Raw genomic sequence first — 17,502 nt, 5'->3', positions numbered from 1 at the left:
TTTCACCAATAAGAAGACCAATTACTAGTCATCCTGACTAAAGCTTCTAAATAATAGTAATCTCCCCAAATACAAGGTGTATTTACCCCATTATTTTTTGGTTTATTATAAACAGATTGTGTTAAAAAGCCATCTTCTTCTTCCGTTGTAGCATATCTTTCTTTCAATTGTCGCATAATTTTCCAAACAGCAGACTGGTATAAGTTCTTTTCTGTTTTGTCTAATAGACCTGATTCTATTAATTCTAATAATCCACAAACCATGATCACCATACTAGATGTATCTTTTTCTTCTCTACTAGAATCATCAAAAATCAAATCCCAATAACAAATGGTATCTTCTGGCAACCGATTCATAAAATAATTGGCTAATATTTTGCTTAAATCAAAATATTTTTGTTCTTTCAAATAACGATAACTTAATGCAAAGCCGTAAATTCCCCATGCTTGGCCTCTAGCCCAACAGGAATCATCACTATAACCTTGATGCGTACTTCCATACCTTGGTGTTCCATCTTTGACATCCATATAAAACGTATGATAAGTTGAACCATCTTCTCTTACTAAATAATCTGCTGCATTTTGAATATGAGCCTGAGCAGCTTTTTTATATTTTTGATTTCCAGTTTCTTCACTCGCCCAATACAATAATGGAAGATTCATGCAACAATCCATAATCATTCTGCCTTGTTGTGAAGGATCACTAGGATCTCCCCAAGCTTGTATAACTCCTGCCTTCTCCCAAAAACGCTGAAGTAATGTTTCTGCCGCATCGATTGAAGCTTCCTTCATTTTTTGATTTCCCGTTATTTTATAATCTGCTACGGTTGATAAAGAATACAAAAAACCAAGATCGTGATGATTAGTGATAATTTGACAGTCAATCCTGTGGATAAAATCTACATCTGCTTTTTCAGCTGTTTGTTGAAATAAAGGATCATCCGTTTTCTCAAATAACAACCAATTAATTCCTGTCCAAAATCCTTCTGTCCAACCAATATTGTCTCTTAATGGGTAACCTCCTTCTACAGGACACTCGCTTGGGAATTGATACTGGCTGTTATTGATACGTTTGATTAATTTCTCTGTGTGTCTGCGACAACGCTCAATTTCATTATTCCACTCTTTTTCCATTGATTCTTTATAACATTCATTTATCCATTTTTCTGGATGTATTATCTCTTCAAACATCACTTTATCAAGCATTTCTCCACCAACCTTTAGCATAATTTTAGTCTTTTTTTATTGTTTTCATTTTGGATAGTTAGCCCACTTGCCCCATCAAAATAAATTTTGGGACGATTGTTCCATACTTCTAAACTATAATTCCAATCTTGATGAGCAACCACTCCTGTTCCGAGCCAATGGGTTCCTTTTCCAAGTGTACCTTCTAAGCCAGGAATAAAAGTGTTTTCCCATGTCATCAAGTTTGTATTGGGCAAACCCATAATAGCAGTGGATTTTCGTTTAATAGTATCATCACTTAAACAGATAATACCTGAAAAACCAGCTTCACTTACCCTATAGTTTTCCTTGTCTTCTTCTATGATTATTCCTTCTTTTTCAGGAGAACTTTCAATAGCAAACCCTGTCTCATATAGAACATATTCTGTATCTAATTCTACTTTATGCACGCGAATCTGCCAGGCTTCAAAAGGAATAAGCCAAGTTCTGATTTTTGCCTGTAAAGTAGGTTCCCATGTAGAGGCAAGTACCTCTTTCTCACATACAATGTCTCGTACATTATTTCGAACGATGAACTGTCCATAGGTTTTGATGCTCTCATTCTTAAAACTGGTCGTGATATATGTGTCCGCTCGCTGAATCCCTAGCATTGAATCCATTGCCATTTCTGCTTTCAATTGATTCGCTCGCGGTATCGAAAAACCAAATTGACTAGAATAAGCAAATTTTAAATATTTTTCATTGGTCAATGTATGGAAATTTGGCCCTGCTTGTCCCGCATTCAAAAAAAATGTATGTCCATTATCATGTTGTATGAGCAGATTGGCTTCTGAAAGAAGTTTAGTTCCTTCACGAATAGGCATAGGCATTTCTTTAGCCGTCCAATACTCATGGTCTTCAGGTAGTGCCAACAATAAAAAAATCTTATTCAGCCATAATGGAGATAACGTACTATTATAGGGTTCAGTCAATGTCAATTGAGGGTAGGTATAACCAATATTCAGGATACCTTTTTCATCAAATATTTCTTTTTGCATCCACCATCTTATATTCCGATTGACTAATCCCTTGATTTCCCCTAATGTAAAAGGCAAAAGATCGGCCCACAACATAGCTGACCAAAAGCTTGAAACTGCAAAACGATAAATCATGCTTCGACCAAAAGGCACATTTGCACCATCTTCCGCAAAAAAATGAATATAATCTCTAGAAAAATCAATGGCTCGGTTCTTATATATCTGGCTAATGGGCTTTTCTGGTTCTAGTACGCTATAAATCAAACCATAATAATGAAAAGCAAAAGGATTATAATAATCTTGGCGACCTCTTGAACTGTCTCGATACCAGCCATTTTGAAGATAACAATTTTCTATATTATCAAATGCTTCTTTCAGTGCTGATTCTTTAACTGGATAACCAAATTTTTGGATAATTGTTCCGACAATTATCTTAAAAAATTGCCAATTACCATCTGCACATTCATATTCAAAGATTTGCGAGAACCAATGAATAATCTGGCTTTTTTCTCCTGTATCTAATTTTTTCCATAATAATTGATCATGATGATATAACGCTAATAACATTGCGGGCATTTCTACCATACGCTGGTCTCTTTCGTGTATTTCTCCCCAATAATCGGGATGTGAAGGATCTGTTCCAGCTTTTATTCCTGATAGAATTAATTTCAACCATCGTTCATCTAATTGGTCAATTGCTGGCCCCGCTCCCCATAAAACCCGAGAGAATCCTTCCATTCCTGCAATTTTATTTCCATATCCTACCCCTTGATGTATATACTCAATTTGTGCGCCACTTGCTCGATAAAACGGCTGGAGTGGTTAATTTATCTTTTTAAATAAGTCAAAGTAATCCTGTCTGGTCCTTAATAGCGGTACTGGATGTTTCATTGTATTTTCTCCTCTTTTTACTACCAAATAGCTAATTCCGACTGTTCTAATCGAAGTAAACCTTCAATAAAAAAATAATCAGAATAGATCAGTGGCACATTATAAGTCAATTCTCTATGGTATGCTTCTGCTCCGCCTCCAATGATCCCATCTTCATCCATATTCCAATTTGCATAGTGCTTTTCTGTCTTTTGGAGTATATTGATAGCAGCTTCATGATACATTTTTGATCGTACAGAGGAAACATATCCTGCTAATTCCAGAAGACCGCATGCAGCGCATACTCCAGCACTGGTATCAATATTCGAATCTTTTACAGCAAAATCAATGAGAGGAATATAACCAGTTTTTTCGATTTTCTGAATAAAATTTACTGCTATCTTTTCTGCTATAGCTAGATAGTACGGATTTTTTGTGTAACGATAACTTAACGCGAATCCATATAAAGCCCATGCATTTCCTCTGCTCCAACAAGAATTCTCATTGTATCCTTGCCCACCAAGTAACCGAATATATTTTCCTGATTCTGCATCAAATTCTGCGATATGCCCGGTTGATCCATCTTTCCTCACTAGATACTTAGCTGTTGTATCTGCATGTCGCCGAGCAATTTTAGAGAACCTCGGATCACCAGTTTCCCTCGAAGCCCAATACAGTAATGGTAAATTCATCATACTATCAATAATCATCCAACCAGGTTTATGGTCATTCCATGCTACTAAATAGTTCCCTGAAATATTATATCGTCCAGCAAGTACCGTAGCTGCATGTAACCCTAGTTGTCGACTATGTTTGTTTTGAGACTGTTGATAATGTGCAATAGCTGATGGTAAGAATAAAAAACCTACATCATGATGAACGTCTGAAAAATGGTACAGGGCAGATTCTAATAATTGTTCTTGTTGTATCGCTGCCTCTTTAAACTTTTCTCGTTTTGTCTTGTGAAAGAGCTGCCATAAAATACCACTCCAAAAACCATTGGTCCACCAATCAATTCCTCTGTCCTTTATTACGTCTGTATATTTCCCGTTGTAAGAAATATATGGAATTTTATTCCCCATTCTGTCTAATTCCACATCTATCTTTTCAGAAGCTAAATTCAAAATTTTTCTTGACCATTCCTTCGTCTGTTCATTCATGGATATCCCGCCATTCTTTTAATTTTTATGAATGTGGAGTTGCTCCTAGAACGAACTAGATGGTTAACATTCGTTAATTTTTTTACTTATTTGCAGCTCCAATGTCATTCTCCTTAAATTTAGACTGCGCCCACACATAAATCAAGACCATTGGAATCACTGAAGTTGCTAGAATCAACATAATTGCGCCATAATTAATTGGCTCACCTGTACTAGAAACCGTCATATTTTTGATAATTAAGGGAACCGTATATTTATCTTTATCTGAAAGCATGACTAATGGAAATAGATATTGATTCCAACTTCCCATAAAGATAAGTAAACCACTAGTAATAATCGTAGGTGATAAAATCGGTACAGCGATTCTCGTAAAAATCACCCACTCATTGGCACCATCGATTCTAGCAGCCTCCATCAGTGCTGTAGGAAATTGACTGCTATATTGTCGCATCATAAACACTGAAGTTGTACTGGCAATCGAAGGTATGATCACACCTGCATAAGTATTCGATAATCCTAAACGACTCATAATGTAAAATAAAGGAATCAATGTGGTAAAAAAAGGCACCATCCTAGATAGCATAACTGTATTGAACAACAGTTTATTCCCCTTAAAACGATACTTTGCTAATGCATAACCCGCCATTGTAGAACTGGCTGTAGCTAAAACTGTACTGATTACCGCAATAACAATCGAATTCCAAATAATCAAGGGATAATTATATCTTGCCATGATAGATTGCCAATTTTTTAATAGCATATCCCCAAACTTGAAATTGATTCCACCACTTAAAATTTCTTGATTACTTTGCGTTGAAGCTACAAATATATATAAATATGGCATCAAAAATATTAAGGCACCAAACACAATAATGACGTACGTAAAAATTCTGTTTTGTATCTTTTGTTTAGTCATTTTTATCACCTCCGAATTTAAATTGAATAGCTGATAATATAACTGATACAAACACCATCGTCCAGGCAATAGCAGATGCTTTTCCAAAATCAACCATTTCAAAACTTGTTTTATATAAATTGACTCCTACGACCAAAGCTGAATTTTCTGGTCCATTGGAAGTCCCAAAGAATATATTTGGGATATTGAAATTACCCAAGCCATTGATAGTGGCTAAAACTGTGGCCATTAAAATGATTGGCTTTAGCATGGGGATCGTTAATAAAAAGAATTGCCGAAATTTCGATGCTCCATCTATTTCAGCACTTTCGTATATCTCTTTAGAAATCCCTTGAAGACCAGCTAAAAATAAAATAGTGTTATATCCTACGCTAAGCCAAATCATCGTGATGATCATTGATATTCGTATCCAAAAAGGATTGGTTAACCATTGTACACCGTTAATTCCTAGCGCATTCAAAAATCCATTGAATAACCCAGTCGGATTGAAAAAAGTCATGAATACGGAAGCTACAGCCACCGTTGATGTAATGGTTGGTATATAATAGACAGTTCTAAAAAATCCTTTTCCTTTTAACTGTGCTGAATTCAATAAAACAGCAAAGTAAATAGCTAATAGCATCGTTATTGGAATTGATCCTGCCATGATAATCAAAACATTCGTGTAAGATTTAATAAACAATGGATCTCGGAAGATAGCTAGATAATTGTCAAATCCAACAAATTCAAATGAGTAGCCAATTTTCATAAAACTAAAAGCAAACGAGATAATGATGGGAATCAAAATCGTCACAATAAAAAAAAGAACAAAAGGTGTGACCAATCCATAAGCACTTTTTTTATGAGACGTATCTGTTGCTTTTTTCTTGCTGTTCTTTATTGTCTTGCTTGGTAACGAAGATTGCATCATCGTTAAGTCCTCCTAATATTTTTTAATCACCAGTTAATTTTACGCCGTACTTATGAGCAAAATTTTCTGCTTCTTTTAGATATGAATTTTCAAAATCACCTGTTTGCCAATAGTTATATGCAGCGGTAGTCAAATAAGACGTAGCATCTGAATAAGTGGCTGGTAAAACAATATTTGATGTATTTTCATTGATTTCATTCAATAGTTCATAGTATTTTTGTCCTCCGTAGTAGTCAAACTTTTTCTCAGCTGCTTCTGTTTGATAGGCCAATGAGTTAGATGTAGCCACGCCCAGCTCCAGTGCGTTGGCTAAGCATTCTTCATCTGTCAGCATAAATGTAAGAAATTGTTGTGCCACTTGTGGATTTTTGGCATCTTTAGGGACATAAAAACTTGATCCTCCTGATACTGCACCTTTTCCTGGATTTTCTTTTGAAAAAGGAATCAGTGGGGCCATGCGCCATTTGTCAGATGCATCAGGAAAATTCAAAGTCATATTCGTAGCATACCAGCCGCCAGCAACAAACATTGCAGATTCTTGAAATGCTTTCTCAGCATCTTGTGCACCGTAGAAATGTACAATACCTGAGTCGATCATTTCTTTGATTAACTTTGCAGCATGTTTCGCTTCTTTGGTATTCAGACGGATATTTCCTTCTTCATCAAGCAAAGATTGATTCTGCTGGGCTAGCATGTTGATAAACAATTCTTGGTCCCCAGATTCTGGCAAAGCAATTCCAAAACTACCATTTTTTTCTTTTAATACTTTTGCCACCTGGATATATTCTTCCCAAGAACTAATTTCTTCAAAATCTACACCTATTTCAGCAAATTTTTTTGGTTGATAATAACAAAGTGCCGGAGTAAAATCACTAGCCCAAGGAATGATCGTTTCATTGCTCGTTTGTTGACGCAAAATATTCAATTTTTGATCATAAAACTGATCGCCATATTTGTCATAGAATCCATATTCATCAGCACTATAAAAAGCATCTTGAAATTTTTCCAGCACACCTGCTGCTGAAGTGTCAGACATGGAGATAATATCCGGCATATCTTCGTGTGTTACCAGTTTTGGGGTGATCATTTGTACTGTTGCTGTTCCCGAAGCTACATTCACAATTTTTAAGTCAATATTTGCTCCAGTTTTGCGGTTATAGATTTTTGCAGCATTTTCAACATAGTTTGTCAGTTTGCCGTTTGCGACATATACTTCTAATGTAGTGGCTTTTTTTATCATTGGATCTGCGATGTTTGCTGTTACTTCTTCGTTAGTTTTTCCACATGCACTTAAGCTGAATAATAGAGTAATGTTTAGCAAAGCTATTAACAATTTGTATCTTTTTTTCATGTCTATCCCTTCTTTCTTTTCAAGTTCTTATATAAAACGCTTTCACTTATGTATATTAACGGAATTAGTAACACAAATATTTATATAAAAAAATATTTTACTTGTCGTTTTGGCTTTTCATTTTTGTTATAATAGTCATTAATTATAAATAGAAAGCTTTTTATATAAAAAGAGAAAGGAAAGTGGTTCTTTTGTTAACAAACAACCAATCCTCCAATCTTGTCAAAAAAACACTAACCTATTCCATAGATACCCATCTTCATTTATCTGCTGCTCCCTATTTTCGACTACTAATAAATGAAAGCGCTAATTTACATGCTAAATTTGCACATAAATCTATAGAATTAGATAATCCTTCCCTTTTATTCATTGATAAACAGCAAGAAGTCCAAATCTTTTCTACTCAAAAGGAAACACAAACTTTTATCATTATCCAGTTTTATTTTGATGAACAATTATTAGCACATATTACGGGACAATCTTTTTCTATAGATCAAGAAATAACATCTATCATTACTTTTCTGAAAAATGAACAGTTCAAAATTGATTATCTAAAACATAGTAAGCCAGCTATTTCCTATGATCAGGAAATCAATTCTTTTTTCATACTATGCCAACAGATGAGCATTCATTTGCTTTCCTTATTAGTTACTTATTGTCTGCAAAAAATTCAATTGTCTTCCTTACCTAGGCATTATCAACAAGAACTTGCTTTATTAACAATACCTTCACATGAGAAAGTCGTTCCTAAAAAAAAGCATATTCTTTATTCAGATGAACTAGTTGATCCAATCATACGATACTTAGAGGAACATCTTTCAGAAAATTTTTCGCTTGAACAATTAGCACAAATTTTTTTTATCAGTCCAGCCAGTTTAAAAAAACATTTTAGAAAAGTGACTGGAAAAAGTGTTATTAGCTATTTTAAAGAACTAAAAATGGAAAAAGCAAAACGTCTCGTGCTAGAAAATGAATTAACCTATACAGAAATTGCAGATATATTAGGATTTCATTCGATCCATCATTTTTCTTCAGCTTTTAAAAAATATACAGGGTTATCCCCTTCAAAGTATTATCTATCTTTAAAATAGATAAAATTTTAGGTTTTTATACACAAATTATTTCTCTATATTTTCTGTCTATTCAAAATAAACAATAATTTTCCGGCACAATTATTTGCTGTTTTTTGCCATAACATAGTACGATCAACGTAGAAAAGGAGATGTTTTTATGAAAGTTGTTGTCATTGGCGGTGTAGCTGGCGGGCCTTCATTTGCCACTCGTTTCCGTCGATTGAATGAAGCACACGAAATCATTATCTATGAACGCGGAGAGAATATTTCTTACGCAAGTTGTGCTTTGCCTTATTATTTAGGTGGTGTGATCACGGACCGTGACTCGCTGATCGAACGTACACCAGAAATATTGAAAACAAAAAACAACATCGACGTATTTACTAAACACGAAGTAACAGCAATCAATCCATCTGCTAAGCGATTACTAGTTAAAGACCTATCTACAAATGAAGAGACAGAAACGGATTACGATAAGTTGATCATCTCTTCTGGTGCTAGACCAGCTTACCCGGATATTCCCGGAGTTTTTGAAGCAGAAAACGGCTTTGTCCTTCGCAGTGTGACGGATGCGGATCGAATCAAATCGTTTCTGGAAGAAAAAGATCCACAACATGTCGTCATTCTTGGCGCAGGTGTCATGGGTCTGGAATTAGCGGAGAATTTCAAGCATCGCGGCTTAGACGTGACTTTAATCGATCAATTGCCGCAAGTCGCTTTCCCATATGATTCGGAGATTGCTGATCTAGTTTATGACAAATTGCTGGAAGAAGGATTAACCGTTCATTTAGAAACAACAGTTACTGAGATCCGTGAAAAAGGTCGAGAATTAGTATTATCAGATGGCTCCGTCCTTTCCACTGATATGCTTGTCTTTGCTGTTGGTGTTTCTCCGAATAATGAAGTGGTGAAAGCAGCCGGCATACAATTATCAGATACAGGCCAGATCATTGTTGATGACCAGTTACAAACCAATCTGCCGGACATCTATGCGATTGGTGATATTATCGAAACGACTAGTGTAGTGACTGGGCAGCCGATTCAAAGTATGCTTTCCAGTGCGGCCAATCGTCAAGGACACATGCTGGCAGATATTTTAAATGGTACGCCTATGCGCTATCGCGGATATATTGGTGCGGGTGTCGCAAAAATCTTTGATTATACAGCAAGTTATGCTGGAATGACAGAACATGCACTAAGAGCATCAGGCATAACGAATTACAAAACTGTTTTTATCACTCCTTTTGACCATGCCTATTTCTATCCAGGAGCCACAAGATTAAATCTAAAGCTAATTTTTGATGCAGATAGCGGTCGGATTTTAGGTGGACAAGCATTTGGAGAAAAGGGCGTCGATAAACGGATGGGAGAACTTTCTGTAGCGATCACCGGAAACTTGACAGTCTTTGATTTGCCCGATCTTGAGTTGCCTTACTCTCCCCCATATTCTACTACCCGTGACCCGCTGAATATAGCTGGTTATGTCGCAATCAATCAAATGACAAATATCGTAGAAACAATCAAAGCAGGCGATATACCCGAAAACGATTTGAAAGAAGCGTTCTTTTTAGATATACGTGAACCTAATAAAGCACCTTCTGGCAGTATCTCGGCAACAAAAAATATTCCAATGAATGAATTACGAGATCGAATCAATGAAATCCCAAAAGATAAAAAAGTTTACATTACTTTTAGAAGAGGATTGAATACTTATACTTCTGCACGAATCTTGTCAGGTTTGGGTATCAAAGCGATTTTGATTGAAGAATAAAAAAACGACCGCGGTGGGTAGCCGCGGTCTAGGAGTTATTTTTACTTGAGGAGTAAAAATGAAAAAGTATATAGGGTTGTTGGTTGGTATGTATATAGAATAGAAGATAAATGTGAAGAAATTGTGCATTATTTCTTCACATTTATTAGGTTATAGTTTAAGAAAGTTTAAATATTCCACAGTTTGGTTATTTTAGGCGTTTCTTTTCATTAGAAAAACCATCTTTTGGTTCTGCGATAAATCTTAACGCATAGTCGTCTCTAGAATAACGGCGCCTAATGTTATAAGGCTTCATATTAATCTCTCCGCACCAGGGCCTAATATGATATTTCTATTAGATGTTTTTTTGTTTTCTTTTTTGTTTTCTTTTTTGTTTTCTAACAAAATTTGCTGTAACTTCTTTAAGTGAGCCGGGTCGATTGGCTTACGTCGTGAGACGCTAGGAACTAGTTCTCCAAAAATGTCTCTTCTATTGTTATAGTATTTTTTGACTTCCTCATGAATCGCATAATGATGAACGGACATTCGGTTGACTATATCATTTACAGCTTGGTTATTCAATTTTCTGTTTGGAATTTTTCCATCAAGACACCAGAACAAAAGAGTATAGTGTATTTGGAAAGTTTTTTTATTTTCTTCTTCGAAAGGTTTTTTTAATTCTTCATCGTATCGCCATGTAGATTTTATATAGTTCAATTTTTCTTTTTCTATATTCAACCAATAATGAAGATAATCAGATAAATAAATTTTATCTTGTAGTTGACAAACCATGTCTTTTTTAAAATATTTTATAAATTCACTTGATGGTGTATCCCCAGTAAAAGGTGGTATCCAGGTCATTTGTGCTAAATTTGCAACATAGTCCAACCGATAATATGCTTCCATAGAATTAGAATGACTAGTTTCTTCTGCATAGTATTTCTTCTCATACATGCGCAAATATTTTAACACATCCGTGTATACATCAAATCCTACGGCTTGAAAATGAGCATTTGGTTTCTGTTGGCTTTCGTTACTTTGACTCACAAGATCATATCGTTTATTTTTTTTGAAAAAATGTGAAAACATTTTGTTCCTTTTCATACAATCTCCTCCCTTTCTTTTGTCGATTACCGTATCATTTTATCGAAAAGAGGGAAAGGTCATTTTTTTCCTTTTGGTTTATAGAAAATGAAAAATATAGTGAAGGATTTATAGGATACGGCTAATCATCAGAAAATAAAAAGAGTGGATCTCTCCACTCCATGAAAAGCGAACTTTTTGGAACACTACATTTTTCCCAAGCCCACATTTTTTATAGCCAAACTTCTTTTGCGACTTGCTGCAATAATTGGATTTTCTTCCATTGTTCTTCTTCTGTTAAATGATTTCCTTCTTCTGTTGAAGCAAACCCACATTGAGGACTGATACTTAGATTTTCCAACGGTACAAATTGTTGTGCTTCTTTTATTCGTTCTTTTATCTTCTCCGTATCTTCCAAATCTGGAAACTTAGAAGTAACTAATCCTAAAACAACTTTACTTTCTTTGTTATTCCAATGTCTTAAAGGGGTAAAATCACCTGCTCGTTCAGAATCGTATTCCAAAAAGAAACCATCATAATTCGTTGAAAACAACTCTTCTGCAATGGGTTCATATCCACCGGAGAACAGCCAAGAAGAAGCGTGATTCCCGCGACAGATATGTGTCGTGATCGTCAAATCTTCTGGTTTGTCTTCCAGTGCGTTATTGATAATCTCTGTACAAATATAAGCCATTTCTTTCGGATCAATTCCTTTTTGAAGAAGTGCTTCTCTTTTAGTTTGATCAGCTAGAAACGCCCAATTTGTATCATCGAATTGCAGGTAACGGCAACCTTTTTCATAAAAAGCATGGATTGCTGCTTTGTAAGTAGATGACAAGTCCTCATAAAAATCAGATAGATCAGGATAGATCTCATTGATTTTTGAAGAACCATCGTTAGATAGAATCTCTTGTCGTAAAATCATCGTGGGACTAGGGATCGTTGCCTTTGCGACAAAAGTATCATCTGTTTCCACTACTTCTTTCAGAAAAGCAAAATCTTTTAAAAATGGGTGGTTTGGATTGAAAGATAATTTATCTACTACCCGAATATTATAAGCTGGAGCTGCTTTCCCGTGGAATGTTTGATTATATCCAGTTTCTGGAACATAGCCTTCGATACCATTTAGTTCTTCTAAAAAATCAAGATGCCAAAATCCGCGCCGAAATTCGCCATCCGTAATTCCTTTGATGCCCACTGCTTTTTGATCTTCTACTAATCTCTTTATCTCCTGATCTTCGATTGTACGAAGTTCTTCTTTTGAAAGTAAGCCTTCTTGAACTTTTTTTCTTGCTTCTTTGATTGATTGCGGACGTAAGAAACTTCCGACATGATCTACTGTAAATGGTTTGTTTTTGCTCATTTCACTCACTCTTTTCTTTGTTTTTTGTAAAAAAAAATCCTTTTACTAGCAAATACTAGTAAAAGGACGATTATACTCGTGGTACCACCTTTTTTCAGAAAAAACATTCTTTCTCTCAGCCTGACAATAAAATCAGTGGTCTTGGTAACGAAAGACTGTTCGTTTTTGCCTACCTTTCGACAAAAAATCCTCTAAGGCCATTTTCGACAGTCAACTTCTAGCTTTTTACACCAACCAAAGCCTCTCTTGAACCATTTCCTGTCTACTTTCCTTCTCATCGGATACTATTAGAATAAAATCAGAATAGCATGTTTGAAAGAAAAGTCAATAGGGGATAAGAACAAATAAATACTAATTTGGTATCCTTAGATCACTTCCTTAAAATAATCATACTCGTTTCAACTACATAAAAAGGACTTAATTTTGAAAAATTTCCCATCAAAACTAAGTCCTTTTTATTATAGTTATGCAAATTTGCTGATTTCTTCATTATTTCCGTCCTATGAGGTTTTAAAAAGTTTTATGGTACGTTCTATATTTTCAGCTTCCTTATCCCCATATAAGATGCGTTCTACTTTACCATTTTTTATAAAAATTACAGCAGGAATACTTTCGACACCTAATTTATTATAATATTTTCTAAAATTATCAACATCGGTTTTATTTCCAGTAGTATCTAGGTAATTAATTTCTAGTTTTTCCTTTTCCAAATAAGAAATTAATTTTGGTTTATATAATATACAGTCTGGACAATTTTCTCTACCAATGTAAACAATACTATTCCCCTTACTATCTATGATAGAGTCTATACCTTGAATTGTAGTTGTTTTTAAAGGCTCCTGTTGAATTCTTGATAATTGAGTAGAACCTAATGCAAGTGTAACCATTGCTGCTAATGATATTACCAAATAAACAGCTTTTTTATTTTTTTTAGCATACACTATTCCAAAAATCATAAATGTCAAACAAGTATATAAAAGTAATATTTGCCAAAAAAAGATTCGTGTAAAATGTATTTCTAATGAATTTTCAGAACCATTTGCAATTCCTGATATAGTTAACAGGTTCAATGGTGCCTGAAAAGTTGTTCCGTTTAAAAAACTATTTACTCCATTAGGAATTATCAACGCAACTAGAATTGAAAATGTTGCAAAAAATGAAACGCCACTATATTTAAAGATGTCAAGAATTATTTTTTTCATAGTCGTTCTTTCTCCCATTTAGTATTAAATACGTGATTTGTTATGATAAAACCAGTAACAATAAAAATTGTTACTAATGTGATTTGGATAATACTAGAATAACTATTAAAAAGGTTAATTAAATAAGTAATCGGAAATAAGCCTAGTACACAAACCAATATAAGGCTAGTTTGCGATAATGGATTTTCTTTACTGTATGGAAAGAAAACACCCAAAATAATAGAACTAAGAGTAGAAGTTGCTAAAATTCCTAAACCAAAAAGGCATTCTCTTAAACTTGGAACTTTAAAAAGAAGCATTAATAAAAAGAAGAAAGAGGTAACAACAAATGTGCTGATGAACTTCCCTAAAAAATATTGACTTCTCTTAACTCCTAAAATTCTATAAAAACTTAACATCTTTTCATCAACGCCATAACTTAGAAAGCCAAGTGTACCTAACAAGCCAGCATCTATCTTAATAAGAATATCTAATATTGGAAGATGACTCAGTAGTGTAAAGATATTTAATCCTAATAGTAGAAGAATTAAAAGAATTGTATTTTCAGAGCGTAACAATAATTTCATATCTTTAAGAATAAGACTAATATTTAAGCTTTTGGTATTATTGATTTTAGCAAATACTTTTGATTGATATTCATTTTTATCTTGAATGGAAGAAAGCAAAGCAAAACTATGGATACAAGCAATAAATATTACTAATTCTACTAAAACAAGAAGTAAAAGATTAACAGAAAAGGTATTCTCTAAAATAATATGGCCTAAAAATCCCAAGTTCCAGAATAAGATATTATAAGAAAATGTTTCGTAATTTAGTAAGATATTTTGAATATTTTCAAGCAAAGTAACAACAATTCTCAATATAATAATCGTTTGCACCAATAAAGAAACACTTTTAGCAAAGGGAATTTTCATGCGTATTCCTAAAAAAAATAAAATATTATAAGACAAATTCATTAATAAAGTGATAAATATTGATTGTAATAAGAAAATTCCTGCTATTCTTAATGACAGAGAAACTGATATTCCATTTGTTACAAGTTGTGGAATGATAATTATAGAAAATAAGATAGAAGGTATTGCTACCTGTATGCTTAACGGAAAAGAATAATATCCAATATACATAGCTAATTTAGATATAGGCAACCTATCCAAGTTTTTTAAAATTTTAGATTCATCTGGATCAAGAAATTTTAAAACAATAAAAATAGAAAAAGTAAAGATTGATAGCGATATTAAATAGGTTAAATTTGCAGAATAAAGTATCTCTAAATTCCCATTTAAAAAAATAGATACAACATCATGTGTTAGAATATTTGCTAGTAAAGCAGAAATTCCGATTATGATAAAAACAGAAAGAAACATTCCAATTCTCTTTTCTTTTGAATTTAGAACTTGATTGATTTTATTTCTATATACTTTCGATAACATCGAAATAATCTTCAAGATAACAATCAATTTCATTCTCCCTTTCTTTCAAAAATGCCGCCTCAAGAAATGCCTCTTCTATTTTATTTTTTTTATATTGGGATTTGATTTCTTCAGGAGTACCACCTCCTACTACTATTCCACGAGTTAAAATTAAAATTTTGTCACATATTTCTTCAATAAAGAGTAAATCATGACTAGTAATAAGTATCATTTTCCCCTTGCGTTTAAACGAATCCACTATTTTTTTCAGAACATAAACAGCTTCGACATCTAATCCTCTACAGGGTTCGTCTAAAACTAAGACATCAAATGGTTTCATAATCATTGAAATAATCTGCAACTTTTTCTTCATACCGTGAGAATAAGAACTGATTAGCTTGTCTATATCTTTTTCCAAATCAAATATTTTTAATAATGTAATAATCTGGTTCTTATTGATTCCCTTATACATACTTTTTATAAATGCAAGGTACTCAAAACCTGTCAATTCCTCGATTAAGATAATTTCATCAGAAATATAGGCAAATCTATTTTTTATAGCATCATTATCAACATTTTGTCCAAATAAAGAAATACTTCCTTTGTCTTTCTTTATTATTCCGAGAATAGAATTTAGTAAAGTTGTTTTTCCTGAACCATTCGGTCCTGCCAAACAAAGAATTTCTCCTTTTGAAATTTGAAAAGAAATTTCTTTTACTCCATTTTCAGAGTTTTTGTATATTTTATTTAAATCATTAATAGCTAACATATTTTATCCTCTACATCCAATAGAATTGATTAAACAAAAGAAAAGCTATCCGATTAAATAAAGATATGGATAGCTTCTAACAAATTGCATACTTTCACATGGGCTAAATAAATGATCGTAGACAGTAATTGCTACTTACAGCCCAGTCTTACAGACCCACTTCCGTTTACATAACTCCAAGAACCAGTGAAACTCTTCCCTTTAGTCAAGCAATACAAAACACAAGCCGCAACAATTGTAACAGCAAGTAATAGAAGAATAGCAATTGCAACGGTATACCAAACAACTTGATCTTCTGCCAAATAAATATTTTGACTTGTAATAGTTGGTGCTGAATAATCCATAATAGAATCTCCTTTAATTTTTTTATCATTTCAAAACTACTAATCATTAGAATTTAGTAGTTCTGTAATAATCGTATGTCCGTCACCAAAGAAGGGCAATAAATTGATAATGTGAAACATAAAAATAAAAGCAGGTATTCTTATCCACAAATTATCTGATAAGAAATAGAGTAGAACACCTAAAAAGAAAACAAAAATCGCTCCTGAAAACGTAATGAGGATATTTGATTTTCTATCTAATACTTTTTCTCTAACAATTGACATAGATAACGTTTTTATTGATAAATACCCGTGATTATGATGAGTGATCTTCCTATATAAAATCAAATGAGTGGTTTCATGAAGTATGATGCTCATTAGCAAAACGAGATAGGAAAAAGCTGGGAATAGAATCCATAAAAACTCTAAACGAATTTCTTGAAAAGATAAGAACAGAAAAAGTAAACATAATAAATTTACTCCACATATGAAAGTAATTATTGGGAAATTCTCTTTTAAAACATGAAAGCACACTTCCAAGAAAATTTTTAACGTTTTTTCGTTATGAATACTATGACTGCTTCGCAAATTTTTTTGAATTTTTTTAATACTACAAGAGATTTTTTCTTTAATAGAGGTTCTTTTAGGAAGTGTATAATTGATAATCCCCCTATTATTTAAGGCTTGTAGAAAAACTACTAGGTCTTTTTTTAAATTTTCTTTTGGCACATCAGGAAATTCTTCTTGAAACCATTGAAATAGTTCTTTCAAACTGATTTTCTTGGTTTCTATTAATTTATTGCAAATTAGTAATCCAATTGAATCTACTATCATTTCCAATTTGGGAATTCTTTTATCAAATATTCTTTGATTTTCTATATAAATCTCCGGATGTATAAAAATATCAAAACTAAAAATTGTGTTATCATTGAAAAAAATCACATTTCTTATCTTTTCATTTATCAAAAAATTTTCTCCTTACCCTTAAAAAATCAGCGAACATCAATGAACCAATCTTTGAATGATTTAAAAAAAATAGCAAACATATTTTCACCACCTCTTTGTTTTGTTCTTTGCATGTTTTATTTATGTGTTATTATAGTAGCTAAGAAACAGAAATTTA

13 protein-coding genes, 2 pseudogenes and 1 other annotated feature are annotated in these 17,502 nt (G+C 33.3%); of the genes and pseudogenes, 2 read left to right on the top strand and 13 right to left on the bottom strand.

The annotated features are described in order from the left end of the window. Positions 1-2 precede the first annotated feature (2 nt). From IGJ53_RS03550 to IGJ53_RS03525, 6 genes and pseudogenes are all read right to left on the bottom strand, one after another. A complete protein-coding gene (locus IGJ53_RS03550) occupies positions 3-1,226 on the bottom strand; it encodes a glycoside hydrolase family 88 protein (protein ID WP_259741724.1) in 1,224 nt (407 codons plus the stop codon). Beyond that, positions 1,220-3,118: pseudogene (locus IGJ53_RS03545) on the bottom strand (DUF2264 domain-containing protein). Before IGJ53_RS03545 ends, IGJ53_RS03550 begins: the two are co-directional and overlap by 7 nt. Further along, the gene (locus IGJ53_RS03540; RefSeq protein WP_259741722.1) at positions 3,112-4,230 is read right to left on the bottom strand and encodes a glycoside hydrolase family 88 protein; all 1,119 of its coding nucleotides are present in this window, start codon (positions 4,228-4,230) and stop codon (positions 3,112-3,114) included. Before IGJ53_RS03540 ends, IGJ53_RS03545 begins: the two are co-directional and overlap by 7 nt. An 82-nt stretch (positions 4,231-4,312) precedes the next feature. Continuing rightward, complete coding sequence (locus tag IGJ53_RS03535; RefSeq protein WP_259741721.1) at positions 4,313-5,146, bottom strand: carbohydrate ABC transporter permease; 834 nt, start codon at positions 5,144-5,146, stop codon at positions 4,313-4,315. Then, positions 5,139-6,056: a carbohydrate ABC transporter permease gene (locus IGJ53_RS03530; protein ID WP_010732073.1), complete on the bottom strand. Its 918-nt coding sequence runs from the start codon at positions 6,054-6,056 to the stop codon at positions 5,139-5,141. The genes IGJ53_RS03535 and IGJ53_RS03530 overlap by 8 nt, the downstream gene beginning before the upstream one ends. Positions 6,057-6,285: 229 nt before the next feature. After that, positions 6,286-7,407: pseudogene (locus IGJ53_RS03525) on the bottom strand (ABC transporter substrate-binding protein); the annotation flags it as partial. Between the two features lie 182 nt (positions 7,408-7,589). Between IGJ53_RS03525 and IGJ53_RS03520 the strand changes: the two are divergent. Together IGJ53_RS03520 and IGJ53_RS03515 are read left to right on the top strand one after the other, a co-directional pair. Then, positions 7,590-8,498, top strand: a complete 909-nt coding sequence (locus IGJ53_RS03520) for a helix-turn-helix transcriptional regulator (protein ID WP_010732071.1) — start codon at positions 7,590-7,592, stop codon at positions 8,496-8,498. A 139-nt stretch (positions 8,499-8,637) separates the two neighbouring features. Further along, the gene (locus IGJ53_RS03515; protein ID WP_002373426.1) at positions 8,638-10,251 is read left to right on the top strand and encodes an FAD-dependent oxidoreductase; all 1,614 of its coding nucleotides are present in this window, start codon (positions 8,638-8,640) and stop codon (positions 10,249-10,251) included. Between the two features lie 291 nt (positions 10,252-10,542). Here the strand turns inward: IGJ53_RS03515 and IGJ53_RS03510 are convergent, their stop codons facing one another. From IGJ53_RS03510 to IGJ53_RS03480, 7 genes are all read right to left on the bottom strand, one after another. Then, positions 10,543-11,334 carry a hypothetical protein gene (locus IGJ53_RS03510; RefSeq protein WP_259741720.1) on the bottom strand — a complete coding sequence of 264 codons (792 nt, stop codon included), beginning with the start codon at positions 11,332-11,334 and terminating at the stop codon, positions 10,543-10,545. Between the two features lie 211 nt (positions 11,335-11,545). Further along, complete coding sequence (locus IGJ53_RS03505; RefSeq protein WP_010732068.1) at positions 11,546-12,676, bottom strand: 5-methyltetrahydropteroyltriglutamate--homocysteine S-methyltransferase; 1,131 nt, start codon at positions 12,674-12,676, stop codon at positions 11,546-11,548. 59 nt (positions 12,677-12,735) lie between these two features. Next, positions 12,736-12,963 (bottom strand) — a binding site (T-box leader). 213 nt (positions 12,964-13,176) lie between these two features. Further along, on the bottom strand, positions 13,177-13,878 hold the full coding sequence (locus IGJ53_RS03500; RefSeq protein ID WP_259741719.1) for a thioredoxin family protein: 702 nt from the start codon (positions 13,876-13,878) through the stop codon (positions 13,177-13,179). After that, a complete protein-coding gene (locus tag IGJ53_RS03495) occupies positions 13,875-15,308 on the bottom strand; it encodes a hypothetical protein (protein ID WP_259741718.1) in 1,434 nt (477 codons plus the stop codon). Before IGJ53_RS03495 ends, IGJ53_RS03500 begins: the two co-directional genes overlap by 4 nt. Further along, complete coding sequence (locus IGJ53_RS03490) at positions 15,289-16,056, bottom strand: ABC transporter ATP-binding protein (RefSeq protein WP_002308425.1); 768 nt, start codon at positions 16,054-16,056, stop codon at positions 15,289-15,291. The genes IGJ53_RS03495 and IGJ53_RS03490 overlap by 20 nt, the downstream gene beginning before the upstream one ends. A gap of 131 nt (positions 16,057-16,187) precedes the next feature. Next, positions 16,188-16,400: a hypothetical protein gene (locus tag IGJ53_RS03485; protein WP_002308423.1), complete on the bottom strand. Its 213-nt coding sequence runs from the start codon at positions 16,398-16,400 to the stop codon at positions 16,188-16,190. Positions 16,401-16,439: 39 nt separating this feature from the next. Beyond that, a complete protein-coding gene (locus tag IGJ53_RS03480) occupies positions 16,440-17,345 on the bottom strand; it encodes a PqqD family peptide modification chaperone (RefSeq protein WP_002308422.1) in 906 nt (301 codons plus the stop codon). Between the last annotated feature and the right edge of the window lie 157 nt (positions 17,346-17,502).

This window comes from Enterococcus sp. DIV1283b (genome assembly GCF_051710965.1).
In the GTDB taxonomy this organism is placed as follows: domain Bacteria; phylum Bacillota; class Bacilli; order Lactobacillales; family Enterococcaceae; genus Enterococcus_B; species Enterococcus_B lactis.
This window is presented reverse-complemented; position numbering and strand designations above follow the sequence as displayed.